At 60.8% G+C, this 19,770-nt stretch carries 14 protein-coding genes; 9 read left to right on the forward strand and 5 right to left on the reverse strand.

What is annotated here, in order from left to right; genetic code table 11:
* Positions 1-89: 89 nt before the first annotated feature.
* Together D7241_RS00385 and D7241_RS00390 are read right to left on the reverse strand one after the other, a co-directional pair.
* Positions 90-1,316: an MFS transporter gene (locus D7241_RS00385; RefSeq protein ID WP_408101167.1), complete on the reverse strand. Its 1,227-nt coding sequence runs from the start codon at positions 1,314-1,316 to the stop codon at positions 90-92.
* 280 nt (positions 1,317-1,596) lie between these two features.
* Positions 1,597-2,724 (reverse strand): methyltransferase, encoded by a 1,128-nt coding sequence (locus D7241_RS00390; protein WP_408099836.1) that lies wholly within the window; start codon positions 2,722-2,724, stop codon positions 1,597-1,599.
* Between the two features lie 241 nt (positions 2,725-2,965).
* On the opposite strand from D7241_RS00390, the gene D7241_RS00395 reads away from it, so the two are divergent.
* Positions 2,966-3,742 (forward strand): ferredoxin--NADP reductase, encoded by a 777-nt coding sequence (locus D7241_RS00395; RefSeq protein WP_408099837.1) that lies wholly within the window; start codon positions 2,966-2,968, stop codon positions 3,740-3,742.
* A 150-nt stretch (positions 3,743-3,892) separates the two neighbouring features.
* Here the strand turns inward: D7241_RS00395 and gdhA are convergent, their stop codons facing one another.
* Both gdhA and ettA read right to left on the reverse strand, forming a co-directional pair.
* Positions 3,893-5,230 carry an NADP-specific glutamate dehydrogenase gene (gene gdhA / locus D7241_RS00400; RefSeq protein ID WP_408101168.1) on the reverse strand — a complete coding sequence of 446 codons (1,338 nt, stop codon included), beginning with the start codon at positions 5,228-5,230 and terminating at the stop codon, positions 3,893-3,895.
* A 311-nt stretch (positions 5,231-5,541) separates the two neighbouring features.
* Entirely contained in the window at positions 5,542-7,209 is a 1,668-nt protein-coding gene (gene ettA, locus D7241_RS00405; protein ID WP_408099838.1) for an energy-dependent translational throttle protein EttA, read from the reverse strand.
* 597 nt (positions 7,210-7,806) lie between these two features.
* On the opposite strand from ettA, the gene D7241_RS00410 reads away from it, so the two are divergent.
* The 6 genes from D7241_RS00410 (at position 7,807) to D7241_RS00435 (ending at position 14,950) form a co-directional block, all read left to right on the forward strand.
* Complete coding sequence (locus D7241_RS00410; protein ID WP_408101169.1) at positions 7,807-10,401, forward strand: EAL domain-containing protein; 2,595 nt, start codon at positions 7,807-7,809, stop codon at positions 10,399-10,401.
* A gap of 163 nt (positions 10,402-10,564) precedes the next feature.
* Complete coding sequence (gene glyA, locus D7241_RS00415; RefSeq protein ID WP_408099839.1) at positions 10,565-11,818, forward strand: serine hydroxymethyltransferase; 1,254 nt, start codon at positions 10,565-10,567, stop codon at positions 11,816-11,818.
* A gap of 109 nt (positions 11,819-11,927) precedes the next feature.
* Positions 11,928-13,277, forward strand: a complete 1,350-nt coding sequence (locus tag D7241_RS00420; RefSeq protein ID WP_255982466.1) for a cache domain-containing protein — start codon at positions 11,928-11,930, stop codon at positions 13,275-13,277.
* A gap of 38 nt (positions 13,278-13,315) precedes the next feature.
* Complete coding sequence (locus D7241_RS00425; RefSeq protein ID WP_408099840.1) at positions 13,316-13,954, forward strand: response regulator; 639 nt, start codon at positions 13,316-13,318, stop codon at positions 13,952-13,954.
* A 104-nt stretch (positions 13,955-14,058) separates the two neighbouring features.
* On the forward strand, positions 14,059-14,520 hold the full coding sequence (locus tag D7241_RS00430; protein ID WP_408099841.1) for a methyltransferase family protein: 462 nt from the start codon (positions 14,059-14,061) through the stop codon (positions 14,518-14,520).
* A 61-nt stretch (positions 14,521-14,581) separates the two neighbouring features.
* Positions 14,582-14,950, forward strand: coding sequence for a PilZ domain-containing protein (locus D7241_RS00435; RefSeq protein WP_255982460.1), 369 nt, complete (start codon positions 14,582-14,584; stop codon positions 14,948-14,950).
* Positions 14,951-14,964: 14 nt separating this feature from the next.
* Here the strand turns inward: D7241_RS00435 and radA are convergent, their stop codons facing one another.
* Positions 14,965-16,326, reverse strand: coding sequence for a DNA repair protein RadA (gene radA, locus D7241_RS00440; RefSeq protein ID WP_408099842.1), 1,362 nt, complete (start codon positions 16,324-16,326; stop codon positions 14,965-14,967).
* 385 nt (positions 16,327-16,711) lie between these two features.
* On the opposite strand from radA, the gene mscL reads away from it, so the two are divergent.
* Both mscL and D7241_RS00450 read left to right on the forward strand, forming a co-directional pair.
* Positions 16,712-17,122, forward strand: coding sequence for a large-conductance mechanosensitive channel protein MscL (mscL, locus tag D7241_RS00445; protein ID WP_408099843.1), 411 nt, complete (start codon positions 16,712-16,714; stop codon positions 17,120-17,122).
* Positions 17,123-17,259: 137 nt separating this feature from the next.
* Positions 17,260-19,710, forward strand: coding sequence for a Lon protease family protein (locus tag D7241_RS00450; protein WP_408099844.1), 2,451 nt, complete (start codon positions 17,260-17,262; stop codon positions 19,708-19,710).
* Positions 19,711-19,770 lie beyond the last annotated feature (60 nt).

A 19,770-nucleotide genomic window follows, 5' to 3' on the forward strand; every position in this document is an offset into this window, starting at 1 on the left:
CCCCACCTACGGTCTGCGGTTGAACAGGTTGTGTGGCCGATAGGGTACGAGGTGCTTGAGGCGTCGTTTGTTGGGGGCAGTTGAGCCCGCTAATCCAGGTCGCGGTGCAACTGGTCGCGGTTGGTCAGGGTCGGGAACAGCTTCATCCAGGTGCCGGCGATGAGCAGCGTGCCGACCCCGCCGATCACCACCGCAGGTACGGTACCGAACCAATGAGCGGTGAGGCCGGATTCGAACTCACCGAGCTGGTTCGACGCGCCGATGAACAATCCATTCACCGCGCTCACCCGACCGCGCATTTCGTCCGGGGTTTCCAGCTGCACGAAGGCGCCACGGATCACCATGCTGATCATGTCCGCCGCACCCAACACGACCAGTACGCCGAGCGACAGCCAGAACGAAGTCGACAGGCCGAAGGCAATGGTGGCGACACCGAACACCCCAACGGCAGCGAACATCACCCGCCCGACTTGGCGGTTGATTGGATAGCGCGCCAGCCAGAAGGACATCAATAGCGCACCCACCGCAGGGGCCGAACGCAGTAACCCCAAACCCCAGGGGCCGGTGAGCAGGATGTCCTTGGCGAACACCGGCAGCAGCGCCGTGGCGCCACCGAGCAGCACCGCAAACATATCCAGCGAAATGGCGCCGAAGATATCCGGGCGGCTGCGAATGAAGCGCATCCCGGCCAGCAGGTTGTCCATCGCCGGGCCGGTCTGTTTCGGCGGTGCCGGGCGCTTCGGCAGACTCAGCATCAGGCTGCAGGCGAGGGCGAACAGCAGCGCTACCGGCCCGTAGACCCATAGCGGGCCGATGGCGAACAGCAAACCACCGAGCGCCGGCGCGACGATGGTCGCGGTCTGCATCGCCGAGGACGAGGCGGCCACCGCAGCCGGGAACAGTTGAGTGGGCACCAGGCTCGGAAGCAGTGCCTGAGTGGCCGGCCCTTCGAAGGCGCGTGCGGTCCCGAGCAGAAAGGCCAGCACGAAGATCATCTCGCGTGACACACCCAAGCCGCCGGCACCGAGAACCAGCGCTAGGGCTATCAGCCCTTGCAAACCCTGACACAACGCTGCCACCCGCCGACGATCGAAACGATCGGCAACGTGCCCGGTCCAGAGAATGAACAGCGCGCGTGGCAGAAATTCGGCGAGCCCGACCAGACCCAGGTCCAGCACGTTGCCGGTCAGCTCGTACATGTGCCAGCCGATGGCGACTGCGAGCATCTGAAAACCGCTAGCGGTGAATACGCGGGCGAACCAGAACTTGATGAAGGGATGCTGGTGGCGCAACAGCAGTTTGGCGTGGGTGGACATCAGGCGGGAGCGCAGGCGTGGCAGGGCCGGAGAGAGTAACACGCAGTATCCGTCGCGCTGCGTAGCTAAGCCGAATGTGGAAAGTATAACCGAGCGCAGTTTTCACGCAGCCCGGTAGTGTGGCCGGGCAGCGTTCCGCTTTAGCCCGAAAATGAAATGTTACCGGAGTTTCTGGTGGGCTGAAGCCCACCCTACGGTGCTGCGTTCTGTGCGTACGGATTCAGCCCGGCAGTCCGGTGCGCCCCGCGAATTGCTGAATGTTCATCCCCACGACCCTCGCTCATGCCTTGATCGCTCGCAGAATGACGAACTTGGGCGTCGCCGCGACCTGCTCGACCTTGCCGAACAGCCGCTTGAGCTTGATGTGATAGCCAAGATGACGGTTGCCGACGATCCACAGTTCGCCGCCCTTGCCCAGCGCGGCCTTTGCCTGGGTGAACATGCGCCAGGCAAGAAAATCGCCGACCACCTGCTGTTGGTGGAACGGCGGGTTGCACAGCACCAGATCCAGCGACTCCGGGGGCTGTTCGGCCAGCCCGTCACCGGCACGGATATCGGCCGGGCGCTCGCCGAGAATCGCTTGCCAGTTCTCGCGCGCCGACTGCACTGCCATGTAGCTTTCGTCGGTCAGTGTCAGCTGCGCCTGCGGATTACTCAGCGCATAGACGATACCAAGCACGCCGTTGCCGCAGCCCACATCTGCCACGCGCAAGTTGCCGAGTGCCTTGGGCAGATGCGGGAGAAAGGCGCGGGTGCCGATGTCTAGATCCTCCCGACAGAACAGGTTGGCATGGTTGATCAGCTCAATAGCCGGCTGATCGAGACGATACCGGGTTGGATACGGCGACGCTGGTGCTGGGTTGTCGCTGGGTGTGGCGAACAGCAGGCGCGCCTTCTTAACCGCCAGAGACGCCTGCACCGGGCCTATGTATTTTTCCAGCAGATCGCCGGCAGCGCGCGGTAGATGTTTGATCATCGCGGCAGCTATCACCTGTGCGCCCGGTGCCAGCTGGCCATGCAGGCGGATCAGCTGTTCTTCCAACAATGCCAGAGTCTTGGGGACGCGAATCAGCACGCGGTCGAACGGGCCCTGCGCGGCTTCGCTGGCCGGAAGGAAAGTCACGCTGTCCACGGCCAGCGCGTTGCGTTGCAAATTCTTCTGCAGCGCCAGGTACGCCAAGTGCGAGTCGCCGTTGCTGGTCACCCGTGCCTGCTGAGCCAAGGAGCAGGCCAGAGCACCGAAGTTGTCGTTGAGGATCAGTATCCGGGTGCCGGTCGGCAGGGCCTGCTCATGCAGCTGCGCCAGTAGATACTCGTCGGCCGCATCGAAGGCTTGCAGCGGTTCGTTCGGTTGTTCGGGCTGGCGGATCAGATCGAGGCTGGCGTACGGGGTTTCGAAAATAGGCATAAGAACTGGCGGTGTTTATGGGCGTCGGAAAGGAGTATCAGAGGATCAAGCCGATGAGAAACGATCTGCGTTGGCAATACCGCGTTAGAAGCAGCCTCAGCAAGTTCATGGAACGCCTAAACATCGCGTGCTTCGGCTGTTTTTGCGGGGCCGCTTAGGCCTCGTCTTGCCTTTCTCGCTAACGTTTTCCAGCGGCCTGATAACCCCTCGAACCCGCAGATGTCCGTGAAGGGAGCGAAGTATGACCGTCAGCGAAGAGAAGTTCACCCGCCAGCGCCTGCTCGAGGTGCAGACCTTGACGCCGAGTCTGTTCACTCTGCGCACTACCCGCGATCCCGGTTTCCGTTTCACCGCTGGTCAGTTCGCCCGGCTTGGTGTGCGCAAACCCAGCGGCAGCATCGTCTGGCGCGCCTACTCGATGGTCTCGGCGCCGCATGACGAGTTTCTGGATTTCTTCTCGATCGTGGTCCCGGATGGCGAATTCACCAGCGAACTGAGCCGCCTGAGGCCTGGCGACGAGCTGCTGGTGGACAAGCAGGCATTTGGCTTTCTGACCTTGGATCGCTTCATCGATGGTCGCGATCTATGGCTGTTAGGGACCGGCACCGGTGTCGCGCCATTTCTTTCGATCTTGCAAGACTTCGACGTCTGGCAACGCTTCGAGCGCATCATCCTCGTCTACAGCGCGCGCACCGCATCCGAACTGGCGTATCAGGACCTGATTCATGAGCTGCCGCAGCGTGATTATCTGGAAGAACTCGGGTCGAAACTGACCTATTTGCCGGTCGTTACCCGCGAAGACGTTCCGGGAGCGCTAAACGGACGTATCACTCGCCTGATCGAAAGCGGCGAACTGGAACGCGCCGCCAATCTAGCGCTGGAACCCGAGCATTCGCGGATCATGCTTTGCGGCAACCCGCAGATGATCGAAGACACCCGCAGCATCCTCAAGACACGTGGCCTCAACCTAGCGTTGACCCGCAGGCCGGGGCAGGTGGCGGTGGAAAATTATTGGTAGGTATCGGCTGAAGCCGGAAGTTAGAAGGAAAATTAACATGCAGCGTAGGGTGGGCTTCAGCCCACCAGTGTCCCAGGCGCCAATGTGCGCCGTGGTGGGCTAAAGCCCACCCTACGGTGTTTAGCCCACCAATGTTCCTTGCCGCTGCCTTTAAACCACACCCTGGGCCAGCATGGCGTCGGCAACCTTGACGAAGCCGGCGATGTTGGCGCCTTTAACGTAGTTGATGCGCCCATTTTCTTCGCCGTAGGAAACGCAGGCATGATGGATCGATTGCATGATGCCGTGCAGCTTGGTATCCACCTCTCCGGCGGTCCAGTGCAAACGCATGGCGTTCTGGCTCATTTCCAGACCGCTACAGGCCACACCACCGGCGTTCGACGCCTTGCCTGGGGCATAGAGAATGCCAGCTTCGAGGAATAGATCCACGGCCTCCAGCGTCGACGGCATGTTGGCGCCTTCGGCCACGCAGTTACAGCCATTCTTAAGCAGGGTGCGCGCATCGTCCCCATCGAGTTCGTTCTGTGTCGCGCAAGGCAGGGCGATATCGCATGGCAGGCTCCAGGGCCGCTGATCGGCCAGATAGGTCACGCCAAAATGTGCGCCCATTTCGTCGAGGCGACCACGACGGACGTTTTTCAGGTCCATCAGGTAGCTCCATTGCTCTGCAGTTAGGCCTTCCGGGAAGTGCAACGTCCCGCCCGAATCGGACAGGGAAACGACCCGGCCGCCCAGTTCCATAACTTTCTGCGCGGCGTATTGCGCGACGTTGCCAGAACCGGAGATGGCAACGCGTTTGCCTTCGAAGCTGCTGTGCGTGCTCTTGAGCATTTCTTCGGCGAAATACACGCAACCATAACCGGTGGCTTCCGGACGGATCAGGCTGCCGCCGTAGGACAAGCTCTTGCCGGTCAATACTGAGGTGAACTGGTTGGACAGACGCTTGTATTGGCCGAAGAGGAAGCCGATCTCGCGTCCGCCGACGCCAATGTCGCCTGCCGGTATGTCGAGGTCAGCACCGATGTGGCGGTACAGCTCGGTCATGAAGGATTGGCAGAAGCGCATGACTTCGTTATCGCTCTTACTCTTGGGGTTGAAGTCCGAACCGCCTTTGCCGCCGCCCATGGGGAGCGAGGTGAGGGAATTCTTGAAAACCTGTTCGAAGGCGAGAAACTTCAATACGCCGATATTGACCGAGGGGTGGAAGCGCAGGCCGCCTTTGTAGGGACCGATGGCGCTGTTCATTTGAATGCGGAAGCCGCGATTGACCTGTACACGTCCCTGATCGTCGACCCAGGGCACCCGGAAAATGATTGACCGCTCCGGCTCGACCATCCGCTCAATGATGCCAGCCTGCAGGTAGCGAGGATTGGCTTCGAGGAATGGCCAGAGGCTGCGAACGACTTCTTCTACGGCCTGATGAAACTCAGGTTGGTGTGGGTCGCGTTGTTTAAGTCGGGCAAGAAAAGCGTCAACGGTTTCGAACATCTGTGAGCCCTCGGCGACCGCTGTGGCAGTCATTTAAATTTTTTTTGGCCGGCGACTCTAACAAACAACTTTTGCACCGTGAAGGTGCGGTATAGAACGAAAAGCGTCACGTTCTGGTGCGTGATTGGCGCGAGCGGGTGTCTTCTCATGTTGGAAAAGCCACTTATCGCCCGTTTTACCGTTTTACCGTTTTGCTCATGCGAGGTGCATTGGTAGCTCATAGGAAAATCCAGAGCGAAACTGACTGGTGCGCCTCACTTTGCTGAAAGCCCATACGAAAACGGAGCCTTTCGGCTCCGTCATTGGTCGTGTTACTGGGCCAACTTCTTGTATTTGACCCGGTGCGGCTGGGACGCCGCGTCGCCCAAGCGCTTCTTGCGATCGGCTTCATACTCGGTGTAGTTGCCTTCGAAGAACACGATTTCGCCGTTATCTTCATACGACAGAATGTGAGTAGCGACCCGGTCAAGGAACCAGCGGTCGTGAGAGATCACGATTGCCGCACCAGGGAAGTCCAGCAGCGCTTCCTCCAACGAACGCAGGGTTTCCACGTCGAGGTCGTTGGAAGGTTCGTCGAGCAGCAGCACGTTGGCGCCTTCCTTGAGCGTCAGCGCCAAATGCAAGCGGCCACGCTCACCACCGGACAGGTCCTTGACAAACTTCTGCTGGTCGCCGCCCTTGAAGTTGAAACGCCCGACATAGGTGCGCGACGGCACTTCATAGCTGCCGATGCGGATCATGTCGGAACCGCCGGAAACCGCTTCCCAGACGGACTTGCTGCCGTCGAGGTCATCGCGGCTCTGGTCTACGCACGCGACCTGTACGGTGTCGCCGATCTCGATGCTGCCCGAGTCCGGCTGCTCCTTGCCCATGATCATGCGGAACAGCGTGGACTTGCCCGCGCCGTTGCCGCCGATCACGCCGACGATGGCGCCCTTGGGCATGCTGAACGAAAGGTTTTCGATCAATACACGGTCGCCGTAGCCTTTGGTCACGTTATTGAAATCGATGACCTTGTCGCCCAGACGCGGGCCAGCGGGGATGTAGATTTCATTGGTCTCACTGCGCTTCTGGAATTCCTGCGATTGCAGTTCCTCGAAGCGCTGCAGGCGCGCCTTGGACTTGGCCTGACGAGCCTTGGCGCCTTTGCGCACCCACTCCAGCTCTTCCTTCATGGCCTTTTCATGGGCCGACTGCTGCTTGGATTCCTGCGCCAGGCGGTTGGATTTCGCCTCCAGCCAACCAGAGTAATTGCCCTCGTAAGGGATACCCGCGCCGCGGTCGAGTTCGAGAATCCAGCCGGCGACGTTGTCGAGGAAGTATCGGTCGTGGGTGATCGCCACCACGGTGCCGGAAAAGTCGTGGAGGAAATGTTCCAGCCAGGCTACCGAATCGGCGTCCAGGTGGTTGGTCGGTTCGTCCAACAGCAGCATGTCGGGCGCTGACAGCAACAGACGGCACAGCGCGACACGACGTTTTTCGCCACCGGACAAGTGCTCGACCTTGGCGTCCCACGGCGGCAGGCGCAGGGCGTCGGCGGCGACTTCCAGTTGGCGCTCCAGGTTGTGTCCATCGCTGGCTTGCAGAATGGCTTCAAGCTTGGCCTGCTCGGCGGCCAGCTTGTCGAAGTCGGCGTCGGGTTCGGCGTAGGCCGCATAAACCTCGTCCAGACGCGCTTGCGCGTCCTTGATACCGCTGACGGCCTCCTCGACGACTTCGCGAACGGTCTTGCTCGGATCGAGTTGGGGTTCTTGCGGCAGATAGCCGACATTCAGCTCGGGCATGGCGCGCGCTTCGCCGTCGAACTCGGTGTCGACGCCAGCCATGATCTTCAGCAGGGTAGATTTTCCCGAGCCGTTGAGGCCGAGCACGCCGATCTTGGCGCCAGGGAAGAATGACAGGGAAATGTTCTTGAGGATTTCACGCTTCGGCGGAACGACTTTGCTCAGCCGGTGCATGGTGTAGACGTATTGAGCCATGGAGACGAATGCCCGTGACGAAGAAAAGGAAAGGGATGAATCCCGCCGCGGCCGACGGGGCAAACAGTTCGGCAAAGCTACCGGAATGCTCTAGGCAGGGCAAACCACGAGCAATGGATTTTCGATGCTGGCACTTTGCTGTTTAGCGAGGCATTCTTGGGTCATTCAAGTGTCAGTTTATGGCTACTCGTCTTTAGATAAGGTCCGATCCGCTTGGCCGAAATCGATCCCCCGCAGTCGTTGACGTCTCGCCCTGAAAGGCTCGCTTCTTTGGCTCGGTTAATTGCTCGGGTTTGCGCCCGGGTTCCCTTGCCGCGGCGCATGGCGATCTATTGGCAGACGCTGCGCTATTCGGCCACTGCACTGGGCGCTATCGAGGAGCGGATCCTCATCAGCGATTTCTCCGGCCAGCTGCAGTTTCTCAATTACCGCGCGGAGGCGATGTTCGGCTTGAGCAACCGCGACGCCTCGCGCTACCGGCTGCAGGAATTGTTGCCGAGCCTCGATCCGCTGGCCTTCGACGCATCCAACTCCGGTGTCGATTTGTGCCTCGATTCCGTGCGCCTTATGCAGGACGGCGAAGCTCGCGTGTTTTCCATGACCCGCCGAGCGCTGCGCCTGGATGGCGAAACGCAGCCATCCGGTTTCGTCTGGGTCATGCGCGATATCACCGTTGAACAATCGGCGCAGACAGCTCTGGCCGAGCGCGAGCGTTTCTGGTCCGAAGTGCTACGAGCGATACCCGATACGCTTTATGTTCAGGATTTGTCGACGGGCAAATTATTGTTCAGTAACAGCAATCTGGCCATTCGGCTGGGTTACAGCGAAGAAGAGCGCGGCCCGGACTCGAACGAGTTCTGGCGGCGCATCAGCCACCCTGACGATCAGGAATATATCTGGCGACTGCTGGCGCTACGCGGCTCGATAGCCGACGGAGCAGGGCAGGAATCCGTGCTGCGCTGGCGGCACCGCGACGGTAGCTGGCGCTGGTTCAATATCTGTGAACAGATACTGTCGCGCGATGATCAGGGGCGGGTTCTGCGCCTCATCGGCGTGGCCCGCGACGTCACCACGCACATCGAACGCAGCCATTCGTTGCGCGACAGTGAGCGCCGCTATCGCATGCTCGCTGACAGCCTGCAGGATGTGATTTTTACCACCGACAGCACCGTGCGCATCAATTACATCAGCCCATCGGTGCAGGCCGTGCTCGGTTACAGCCCCGAATGGGTGGCGGAGCACGGTCTCGATCAGGTGGTGATCAAGCCGCGCCAGGCGGCCCGCTTCTATGACTTGATGCGCCAGGTGCGCAAGGCCTCGGCCAACCCGGTGGCGCTCGCCGAGCTCGGGCAGAGCCTGCAGAACCAGACGCTGTATTTCGACTGTCTCGCCGCGGATGGCCGAGCGGTGGCGATCGAGTTGCGGATCATGCTGATCTGGAATGAAAACAATCGTTTCGACGGAGCCTTGTGTATCGGCCGGGATATCAGCCAGCAACGCCAGGCGGAAAAGGAGCTGCGCCGTGCCGCCACGGTTTTCGACCATTCCACGGCTGCCATTGTGGTCACCGACCCGGCGGGCGGGATCGTGCAGGTCAACGCCGCGTTCACGCGCATCACTGGCTACGGTACCGAAGAGGTGCTGGGCCAACTGCCGACGGTGCTCACCGCGGATCGCCAGCAGGCCATTCAGATGGGTTATGTGCGCAACCAGATCATCCAGACCGGTACCTGGGAGGGTGAGTTCTGGCTCAAGCGCAAGGATGGCGAGACCTACCCCTGCTGGATCGGCATTACCGCGGTACGCGACGCCGAAAACGATCTGGTCAGCTACGTCTGCTTTTTCAGCGACATGAGCGAACGCAAGGCCAGTGAAAAACGCATCCATCGCCTGGCCTACTACGACGGTCTGACCCAGTTGCCCAACCGCACGCTGTTCCAGGATCGACTCCACAGCAGCCTGCAGCTCGCCGCGCGACGAGGTGGCTGGGTGGTGCTGATGTTTCTCGATCTGGACCGCTTCAAACCGATCAACGACTCGCTCGGTCACGCGGCCGGCGACCGCATGCTCAAGGAAGTTGCCGTGCGCCTGGCCTCTTGCGTCGACGAAGACGACACCGTGGCGCGCATGGGTGGCGATGAGTTCACCTTTCTCCTGCACCCCGGCGGCAATCGCGACGAGGCCCTGACCCGCACGATCCACGTTGCCGAACGCATCCTCGCCAGCCTTACCGAGCCCTTCGTGCTGTCCGGTCGCGAATTCTTCGTCACCGCCAGTATCGGCATCGCGCTAAGCCCGCAGGATGGCGACGACATCAGCCAACTGATGAAAAACGCCGACACGGCGATGTATCACGCCAAGGAACGCGGCAAGAACAACTTCCAGTTCTATCAGGCGGAAATGAATGCCAGCGCGCTGGAGCGTCTGGAGTTGGAAAGCGACCTGCGCCATGCACTCGAACAGCGTCAGTTCGTGCTGCATTATCAGCCGCAGTTCCTTGCCGACGGCCGGACGCTGACCGGCGTCGAGGCGCTGTTGCGCTGGCAGCATCCAGTCCGCGGGTTGGTACCGCCGTGCGATTTCATTCCGGCACTGGAGGAGCTGGGCCTTGTGGTGGATGTTGGCGACTGGGTACTCGGCGAAGCCTGCCGGCAGATTGCGGCCTGGCATCAGCAGGGCGTGACGGTGCCGAAGGTTTCTGTGAATCTTTCCGCACGGCAATTCGCCGACGGCCGGCTGGGCCAGCGCATTGCCGCAACCCTTCAAGCCAGCGGCATCTCGCCGTCCTGTCTGGAGCTGGAGCTGACCGAGAGCATCCTGATGCAGGATGTCGGCGAGGCGATGCGCATCCTCGAATCGCTCAAACGCCTGGGTCCTTCGATCGCCATCGATGATTTCGGCACCGGCTATTCTTCGCTGAACTACCTCAAGGCGTTCCCCATCGATGTGCTGAAAATCGACCGCAGCTTCGTCGACGGACTGCCCCAAGGCGAGCAGGACGCGCAGATCGCCCGGGCAATCATTGCCATGGCGCACAGCCTGAACATGTCGGTGATCGCCGAAGGCGTGGAAACCCAGGCGCAGCTGGACTTCCTGCGTGAGCACGGTTGCGACGAGGTGCAGGGTTTCTATCTGAGCCGGCCGGCACCGGCAGATGAACTGCAACAGACAGCTTTAAGCTGCAAGGCATAAACCAGGGGTCGCATTGCCTGGCAGCAAGCCGCCGCACCGATTCGCTTGCAGCTTACAGCTGCCTTCATGTTGCAGATGACGACGCCTCATACCCGCGCCCCGGCGGATGAGGTAGAATCCGCGCCTCTCTTTTATACCGCCAGCTGATTCTCAGGGGACTGCCATGTTCAGCCGTGATTTGACCCTCGCCCGTTACGACGCCGATCTCTTCGCTGCCATGCAGCAGGAAGCCAAGCGTCAGGAAGACCACATCGAGCTGATCGCCTCGGAGAACTACACCAGCCCGGCGGTGATGGAAGCCCAGGGTTCGGTACTGACCAACAAGTACGCCGAAGGCTATCCGGGCAAGCGCTACTACGGTGGCTGCGAGTACGTGGACGTGGTGGAGCAACTGGCGATCGATCGTGCCAAGGAGCTGTTCGGCGCTGATTACGCCAACGTTCAGCCGCACGCTGGTTCGCAAGCTAATAGTGCCGTCTATCTCGCCCTGCTGAGCGCCGGCGACACCATCCTCGGCATGAGCCTGGCCCACGGCGGGCACCTGACCCACGGCGCCAGCGTTTCCTCATCCGGCAAGCTGTACAACGCCGTGCAGTACGGCATCAACGATCAAGGCCTGATCGACTACGACGAAGTCGAACGTCTGGCCGTCGAGCACAAGCCGAAGATGATCGTTGCCGGCTTCTCCGCGTATTCGCAAAAGCTGGATTTCCCGCGCTTCCGCGAAATCGCCGACAAGGTCGGTGCCTACCTGTTTGTCGACATGGCTCACGTGGCCGGTCTGGTCGCCGCGGGCGTCTATCCGAACCCGGTGCCGTTCGCGGACGTGGTCACCACCACCACTCACAAGACCCTGCGCGGTCCGCGCGGTGGCCTGATCCTGGCCCGCGCCAACGCCGATATCGAAAAGAAGCTGAACTCCGCTGTTTTCCCGGGCGCCCAGGGCGGCCCGCTGGAGCATGTCATTGCCGCCAAGGCAGTGTGCTTCAAGGAAGCGCTGCAGCCTGAATTCAAGACCTACCAGCAGCAGGTGGTGAAGAACGCTCAGGCCATGGCCGAAGTGTTCATCCAGCGCGGCTTCGACGTAGTGTCCGGCGGCACTCAGAACCATCTGTTCCTGCTCAGCCTGATCAAGCAGGACATCACCGGTAAGGACGCCGACGCGGCGCTGGGCAACGCGCACATCACCGTGAACAAGAACAGCGTGCCGAACGATCCGCGTTCCCCGTTCGTCACCTCCGGCCTGCGCATCGGGACCCCGGCCGTTACCACCCGTGGTTTCGGCGAGTCCGAGTGCCGCGATCTGGCTGGCTGGATCTGCGACATCCTCGACAAGATGGGTGACGAGTCGGTGATCGACGCCGTGCGCGGCAAGGTCGAGGCCGTCTGCGCCAAGTTCCCGGTCTACGGTAACTAAGGCGTTATCGCAGTACAGAGAAGCCCGGCTATTTTGCCGGGCTTTTTCGTTTTACCCGAAGGTGATATCCAGCAGCGCTCAGCAAGATCGCATCATCCGGAGAAGCTCGATGCAGCTCAAACACAAGATCGCCGCGCTCAGCATCCTGCCTTTGTTGCTGGCCGTGGCGGTGGTCTGCGCGCTGGTTTTCCTCCAGAACCAGCGCCTCGGCGAACAACAGGCCAAACTGATCGAGACCAGCATTCTGGCGAGCAAGCAGGCCGAGCTGAAAAACTACGTCGAGATGGCCACCAGCATCATCGCGCCGCTCTACGACAGCGGATTGAACGACGCCGAGACCAAACAGAAGGTGCTCGCGGCACTGGGCCGATTCAGCTTTGGCAGCGACGGCTATTTCTTCGTCTACGACCGCAGCGGACGCAACCTCATGCATCCACGCCAGAGCGAGCTGGTAGGGCAGAACTTGTGGAACATGACCGACCCGAACGGCCTGCGGGTAATTCAGGCGCTGATGCACAGCGCCGAAACCGGCAAGGGCTTTCAGCGCTATGCCTGGCAGAAACCCTCCACTGGGCAGTTCGCGGCGAAACTCGCCTATGTGGTGATGCTCGACCGCTGGGGCTGGATGCTCGGCACTGGCATTTACCTTGAGGACGTCGACCAGGCAATCCTGAAAGTACGTGAGGAGGTTTCCGGCGGCATTCACACCACCATGCTGGCGATCGCCGGGGTGGCGCTGGTGGCGGTGCTGCTCGTTTTCGCCAGCGGCCTGACGCTGAATGTCAGTGAGCGTCGGCTGGCGGATCGCAAGTTGCAGGTGCTTACCCAGCGCATCGTCAGCCTGCAGGAGGAGGAGCGCTCGCGGGTGTCTCGCGAGTTGCACGATGGCATCAGTCAGCTGCTGGTCTCGATCAAGTTCCAGTTCGAGCTGGCCAGCCATGAGCTGGCCAGTGGTAATCCGAAGGCACTGGAGACGCTGGATCGCGGAACCGAGCGCCTGGCGGGAGCCATCGGCGAAGTGCGGCGAATCTCTCACGATTTGCATCCGTCATTGCTGGATACCCTTGGCCTGCCGGCGGCGATCGGTCAGCTTGTGGCCGAGTTCGAACAGCGCAGCGGGCTAAAAATGGTATACAGCGACGGCCTCGGCGACGAGATTCCAGACGACGCTGTCGCTGTCGCTTTATTTCGCGTTCTTCAGGAAGCCTTGACCAATATCGAGCGGCACGCTGCGGCTCGCTCGGTGTATATCACGCTGGATGGCAACGACGCGTCGGTACGATTGAACGTCCGCGATGACGGCGTAGGTTTCAACCCGCGTCAGCTCGACAGCATCAAGGGTGGCATCGGACTACGCAATATCCGCGAACGGGTCGAGCATTTCGGAGGACGTTTCAGCCTGGCCTCGGCGCCCGGACGTACGGAGCTGGACGTGACCCTGCCAGCGCAGGTCGGCTGATGCCGGCTGAGATAAACGAATAAGAAGAGGCTCGCCCAATGAACCCGAAAGCTTGCATCAAGGTGGTACTCGTCGATGATCACGCGCTGGTGCGTGATGGTATCCGTGCGCTGTTGATGGCCGTGCCGGAGCTGGATGTTGTCGGCGAAGCCGGTTGTGGCGCCGAGGCGATCGAGCTACTCGGTCGCGTGCCGGCTGACGTGGTGCTGATGGATATCGGCTTGAAGGACGTCAACGGGCTTGAGCTGACCCAGTCGCTGCGCGAGCAATATCCAGACATCCGGATACTGATCCTGAGCATGTACGACAATCAGGAATACGTGAACACATCGGTGAAAGTTGGCGCCTGCGGTTACGTGCTGAAGGATGCACCGTCGCGGGAAATCATCCTCGCGATCGAGGCGATTGCCGCGGGCAACACCTATTACAGTGAAGGCATCGCCGAGAAGCTGGCCAGCCGCGGCGGCGAGGAGCGCGAGCTGACTCCGCGCGAGCGCGAGGTACTGCTGATGTTGGCCCAAGGGCATAACAACAAGGCCATGGCGCGCGCCCTGCAGATCAGCGTACGAACGGTGGAAACCCACCGGCTAAGCATCCGCCGCAAGCTCGATATCGATCGGCCGGCGGATCTGATGAAGCATGCGATGGTGCATGGTTGGTTGCCGGGGCAGCATTAGCGATCCGTTCGAAGCGCTTAAGGGAACGATTCGTCCAGACGCCGTCGTTAGCTTGTCCGTGGCTTCCTGTAGGATTGGCCATCAAACAGCTCTCTGGACGCCACATGTCTCTCATCCCTTCGGGCGTGATTCTGCCGCCGCCGCTGGTTTACCTGAGTTTTGTGGCCTGCGCATGGGGGCTGACGAAGTGGGTGCCGCTCGATCTGCCGCAGTACGGGTTGTTGCCATTTATCGGCTGGGGTTCGATTGCCGCCGGTATCTTTCTAATGGTCTGGGCGGCGCTGGAGATGTATCGCCACCGCACCACCATCAACCCTTACGGTAAGCCGAGCAGCCTGCTACAGACCGGGCCGTTCCGTTTCTCACGCAACCCCATTTATCTCGCCGATACGCTGATCTATTGCGGCATTGCGCTGCTGCTCGACAGTCTCTGGCCATGGTTGTTGCTTCCCTTGCTGATCCTCTGCGTGCAGCGCACCGTGATCGTCCATGAGGAGCATTTGCTGACTCGATTGTTCGGTGACGATTACCGGGCCTATCGGCGACATGTACGGCGTTGGTTCTGAACCGCCTTGGCATCGGCTGGCCTGACCTATAGTGAATGAAGTTTTCTCAGGAGTAGATCTGATGAGCGAAACAAGCAGCGAACGTCGGCGCTTCCAGCGCTTTGCCTTCGATGCCGAAACGGCTCTCGTACAGGGACAGCGACGTTGGCCGGTCGAGTTGCACGACTTGTCGCTGAAAGGCCTGTTGGTGCACCGTCCGGTGGGTTGGGATGCCGATCCTGCTCAACCGTTCGAAGCACAGATACGGCTGTCCGACGATGTTGAGGTGCGCATGGAGGTCGAAATGACCCATGCCAAAGGCGAGCTGATCGGCATGGTTTGCCGGCACATCGACGTCGACTCTATCAGTCATTTGCGACGGCTGGTCGAGCTCAATCTCGGTGACGAAGCGCTACTCGAGCGTGAACTTGCTGCACTCGGCGCGCCCTGAGCAGCGTCGCGGTATTACTCGAACAACGCATCCAGCGCCTGTTCGAGCCGCGTCACCGCGATGATCTCGAGTCCAGCAGGCGCCTCTTTCGGGGCGTTGCCCTTGGGCACGATGGCGCGTTTGAATCCGTGCTTGGCGGCTTCTTTCAAACGTTCCTGACCGCTCGGCACTGGTCGAATCTCACCGGATAGGCCGACCTCGCCGAACACCAGCAGGTCGGTGTCCAGGGGGCGGTTGCGCAGGCTGGAAATCACAGCGGCCATCAGCGCCAAATCGGACGCGGTCTCCAGTACCTTCACCCCGCCCACCACATTAATGAAGACGTCCTGGTCATAGGTCGGAATGCCGCCATGGCGATGCAGGACGGCGAGCAGCATGGCCAGGCGATTCTGGTCGAGACCCAGAGTGACGCGGCGCGGATTGGCCATGTGGCTGGTGTCGACCAACGCTTGCACCTCCACCAGCATCGGCCGGGTGCCTTCCCAGGTGGCCATGACCACACTGCCGGGTACTGCTTCCTGCGCGCGGGTGAGGAAGATTGCCGAGGGGTTGGTGACTTCCTTGAGACCCTTGTCGGTCATGCCGAACACGCCCAGTTCGTTGATCGCACCAAAGCGGTTCTTTACGGCACGCAGCAGACGCAGGCGACCGTCGGATTCGCCTTCGAAATACAGCACCGTGTCGACCATATGTTCCAGTACCCGCGGCCCAGCCAATGCGCCTTCCTTGGTCACGTGGCCGACAAGAAAGATCGCCGTACCGCTCTGCTTGGCGAAACGCACCAGCAGCGCCGCACTTTCGCGAACTTGCGCGACGCCGCCGGGCGCCGATTGCAGCTGTTCGGTGAAAATCGTTTGGATCGAGTCGATCACCATCACCTTGGGCTTTTCCAGGCGCGCGGTGGCGATGATGGTTTCGATGCAGGTTTCGGTCATCACCTTGAGTTTGTCCTGCGGCAGGTCCAGGCGGCGCGCACGCATCGCCACCTGCTGCTGCGATTCCTCACCCGTGACGTAAAGGGCTGGAAACTGCCGGGCTACATTGCACAGGGTCTGCAGGAGGATGGTCGACTTGCCGATCCCGGGGTCGCCGCCGATCAGCACTACCGAGCCGTCTACCAACCCGCCGCCGAGCACGCGATCCAGTTCGCCTGAGGCGGTAGAAAAGCGTGGCACTTCCTCGACGCTGACTTCGGCCAGGGTCTTGATGTTGGCCTGGTCGCCGGCCCAGCCAGCGCGGCCAGACGGCGGCGCGGCGCCGTCGATGATGGTTTCGACTAGCGTGTTCCAGGCGCCACAGTCGCCGCACTGGCCGGCCCACTTGGGGAAGGTCGAGCCGCATTCAGTGCAGCCATACATGCGCTTGGCCTTAGCCATGGGGAACTCCGTGTCGAGCAAATGGAGTCGCATGATAACGGCTGACTCGATCGGCATCAGCCACAAGCGCCGCGCGACTGTAAAGGAATCGCACAGGAGCGAGGCACATGCGCGATGGGCTACACCGGCGCCTACGGTTTCGCCTCGATGGGATAGCCCCGATTGCCGACGTGAGATGGATGCAGCCCATCAAAGTGCGGCACCGTACTCACTAACGTGCACCGCCTGCGATAAGTAGGTGATATCAAAACCGCTCGAACCATTGTCGCCCGTCACTGAAACTCTCTAGCCCGGTGCTTGAACCAAATCTATGCTGCTCAGGGTCGAAGCGCTACGGCGGTCGTTCCGGCCGCAATCTATCAATTACCAAGGGGAGTGCAATCAAATGGGCATGCTCAATGAATTCAAAGCATTTGCGGTGAGAGGAAACGTCATCGACATGGCGGTCGGCATCATAGTCGGGGCGGCGTTCACGAAGATCGTCTCGTCCTTCGTCGCCGACGTGGTGACGCCGCCGCTTGGGATGTTGATTGGTGGTGTGGATTTTTCGGATCTGTCCATTGTGCTCAAGCAAGCCGTGGGCGATGCGCCCGCTGTAACTCTCAGCTATGGGCGTTTCATCCAAACGGTGTTTGATTTCATCATCGTTGCCTTCGCCATTTTCCTTGCGGTGAAGGGCATCAATAGTCTCAAGCGCAAGGAGGCAGAGGCGCCATCCGCTCCGCCGGCACCCAGCAAGGAAGAGGTGCTGCTGACCGAAATCCGCGATGCTCTGCGTGCACAGAGTCGGCCATGAGACAGGCCTGACTACCTCCATGGATTTGGGGCGCCACAGCTTCCGGCACGGCTTTCTACACCTTGCAGCCAGGCAGAGGCATCGCCAGAATGGCGGCATCAATCGTGGCCGTCAGGCCACTCCAGCAAGGATTTCCGATGCCCGAAACTGTCGCTGCCGGCCTGCGCCTGGCGCCCGAGGCGCTGACCCGCCCTTTCGAACCTGCCCAGTTCGGTTTCAAGACCACCGATGAACTCGAGCCCTTCCTCGGCGTGCTCGGGCAGGAGCGCGCGGTCGAAGCCCTACAGTTCGGCGTGGCGATGCCGCGTCCCGGCTACAACGTCTACGTGATGGGCGAGCCGGGAACGGGGCGCTTCTCGTTCGTGCGCCGCTACCTCAAAGCCGAAGGTAAGCGGCTGGATACGCCCTCCGATTGGGTGTACGTCAACAATTTCGACGAGCCGCGTGAGCCACGCGTGGTGGAGCTGCCCCAAGGCGGAGCCGGTGAGTTCATCTCCGACATCGGTCAGCTGATCGATAACCTGATGGCGACTTTTCCTGCGGTATTCGAGCACCCAAGCTTCCAACAGAAGAAGAGCGCCATCGATCGCGCCTTCAATCAGCGCTACGACAAGGCGTTGGATGTCATCGAGAAGCTTGCGTTGGAAAAGGAGATTGCGCTCTACCGCGACAGCAGCAACATTGCCTTCACGCCGATGAAGGATGGCAAGTCGATGGACGAGGCGGAGTTCGCCCAGCTGCCAGAAGCGGAGCGCGAGCGCTACCACGAAGACATCTCCGCGCTGGAAGTCCATTTGAATGAAGGTCTCGCCAGTCTGCCGCAGTGGAAGCGCGAGTCGAGCAATCAGCTGCGTCAGCTCAACGACGAGACCATCAGCCAAGCCTTACAGCCGCTGCTCGCGCCATTGTCGGAGAAGTATGGCGAGAACGCCGGCATCGAGGCCTACCTGCAGGCAGTGCAGGTCAATCTGCTGAAAACCGTGGTGGAGCAACTGGTCGACGAAAATCGTCCCGACGCCCAGACCCGCCAGTTGCTCGAAGAACAATACAGCCCGAGCCTCGTGGTTGGGCACTCGCTGGACGGCGGTGCGCCGGTGGTGTTCGAGCCGCACCCGACGTATGACAACCTGTTCGGCCGCATCGAATACAGCACCGATCAGGGCGCGCTTTACACCAGCTACCGCCAACTGCGCCCGGGCGCGCTACACCGCGCCAATGGGGGCTTCCTGATGCTCGAAGCGGAAAAGATGCTCAGCGAACCCTTCGTCTGGGACGCGCTCAAGCGTGCGTTACAATCGCGCAAGCTGAAGATGGAGTCGCCGTTAGCCGAGCTCGGTCGGCTGGCCACCGTGACGCTGAACCCGGCGGTCATTCCGCTCAACGTCAAAGTCGTGATCATTGGCTCGCGGCAGCTGTACTACACGCTGCAGGATCTGGATCCCGACTTTCAAGAGATGTTTCGCGTGCTGGTGGATTTCGATGAGGAAATTCCGCTGGCCGAGGATAGCCTCGAACAGTTCGCCCAACTGATGAAAACGCGCACGTCGGAAGAGGGCATGGCGCCGCTGACCGCGGCAGCTGTTGCGCGTCTGGCCACCTACAGTGCGCGACTGGCCGAGCATCAGGGACGCCTGTCGGCTCGTATCGGTGATTTGTTCCAGCTGGTCAGCGAGGCGGACTTCATTCGCCAGCTGGCCAAGGACGAAGTCACCGATGTCGGCCACATCGAACGGGCACTGAAAGCCAAAGCCACCCGGACCGGGCGCGTCTCGGCACGAATTCTCGAGGACATCCTCGCCGGCATCATCCTCATTGACAGTGAAGGCGCCGCTATTGGCAAGTGCAACGGTCTGACGGTGCTGGAGGTCGGCGATTCCGCGTTCGGGATGCCAGCGCGCATCTCGGCCACCGTTTATCCGGGCGGCTCGGGCATTGTCGACATCGAGCGTGAGGTCAATCTCGGCCAGCCGATTCACTCCAAGGGTGTGATGATCCTGACCGGCTTCCTTGGCAGCCGCTATGCGCAGGAGTTTCCGCTGGAGATCTCTGCCAGCATCGCGCTGGAGCAATCCTACGGTTATGTCGACGGCGACAGCGCATCGCTTGGCGAGTGCTGCGCGCTGATTTCGGCCATCTCGCGGACGCCGCTCAAGCAATGCTTTGCTATCACCGGCTCGATCAACCAGTTCGGTGAGGTGCAGGCCGTCGGTGGCGTCAACGAGAAGATTGAAGGCTTCTTCCGGCTTTGCGAAGCGCGCGGGCTGACGGGTGAGCAGGGCGCCATCATTCCATTTGCCAACGTCACCACGCTGATGCTCGACGAGCGAGTACTTGAAGCCGTTCGCCAAGAGCGATTCCACATCTACGCTGTACGTCATGTGGATGAAGCCCTCTCGTTGTTGGTGGGTGAACAGGTGGGTGCGGCGGACAAGGACGGACAGTTCCCCAAGGGCAGCGTCAACGCTCGGGTGGTGGAGCGCTTGCGCGATATCGCCGAGATTGAACTCGAGGACGAAACCAAGAGCGACGCGGCGTCACCGGCGGAGGTCCTAGCCACAGCGCCAAGAAACGGTGCGGAGCAGAACTAGTCGGTTCTACATTGAGCGGTTATTGAACGGAACGATACGACCGGTGGCGGGTCTGCAATG

This window comes from Stutzerimonas sp. VN223-3, assembly GCF_045999685.1.
Classification (GTDB): Bacteria; Pseudomonadota; Gammaproteobacteria; order Pseudomonadales; family Pseudomonadaceae; genus Stutzerimonas; species Stutzerimonas stutzeri_AR.

Coding starts and splice junctions, on each gene's coding strand:
- mscL (WP_408099843.1), top strand. CDS start 16,712: ATGGGCATGCTCAATGAATTCAAAGCATTTGCGGTGAGAGGAAACGTC.
- gdhA (WP_408101168.1), bottom strand. CDS start 5,230: ATGTTCGAAACCGTTGACGCTTTTCTTGCCCGACTTAAACAACGCGAC.
- D7241_RS00390 (WP_408099836.1), bottom strand. CDS start 2,724: ATGCCTATTTTCGAAACCCCGTACGCCAGCCTCGATCTGATCCGCCAG.
- D7241_RS00435 (WP_255982460.1), top strand. CDS start 14,582: ATGAGCGAAACAAGCAGCGAACGTCGGCGCTTCCAGCGCTTTGCCTTC.
- glyA (WP_408099839.1), top strand. CDS start 10,565: ATGTTCAGCCGTGATTTGACCCTCGCCCGTTACGACGCCGATCTCTTC.
- D7241_RS00410 (WP_408101169.1), top strand. CDS start 7,807: ATGACCCGCCGAGCGCTGCGCCTGGATGGCGAAACGCAGCCATCCGGT.
- D7241_RS00385 (WP_408101167.1), bottom strand. CDS start 1,316: ATGTCCACCCACGCCAAACTGCTGTTGCGCCACCAGCATCCCTTCATC.
- radA (WP_408099842.1), bottom strand. CDS start 16,326: ATGGCTAAGGCCAAGCGCATGTATGGCTGCACTGAATGCGGCTCGACC.
- D7241_RS00450 (WP_408099844.1), top strand. CDS start 17,260: ATGCCCGAAACTGTCGCTGCCGGCCTGCGCCTGGCGCCCGAGGCGCTG.
- D7241_RS00420 (WP_255982466.1), top strand. CDS start 11,928: ATGCAGCTCAAACACAAGATCGCCGCGCTCAGCATCCTGCCTTTGTTG.
- ettA (WP_408099838.1), bottom strand. CDS start 7,209: ATGGCTCAATACGTCTACACCATGCACCGGCTGAGCAAAGTCGTTCCG.
- D7241_RS00395 (WP_408099837.1), top strand. CDS start 2,966: ATGACCGTCAGCGAAGAGAAGTTCACCCGCCAGCGCCTGCTCGAGGTG.
- D7241_RS00425 (WP_408099840.1), top strand. CDS start 13,316: ATGAACCCGAAAGCTTGCATCAAGGTGGTACTCGTCGATGATCACGCG.
- D7241_RS00430 (WP_408099841.1), top strand. CDS start 14,059: ATGTCTCTCATCCCTTCGGGCGTGATTCTGCCGCCGCCGCTGGTTTAC.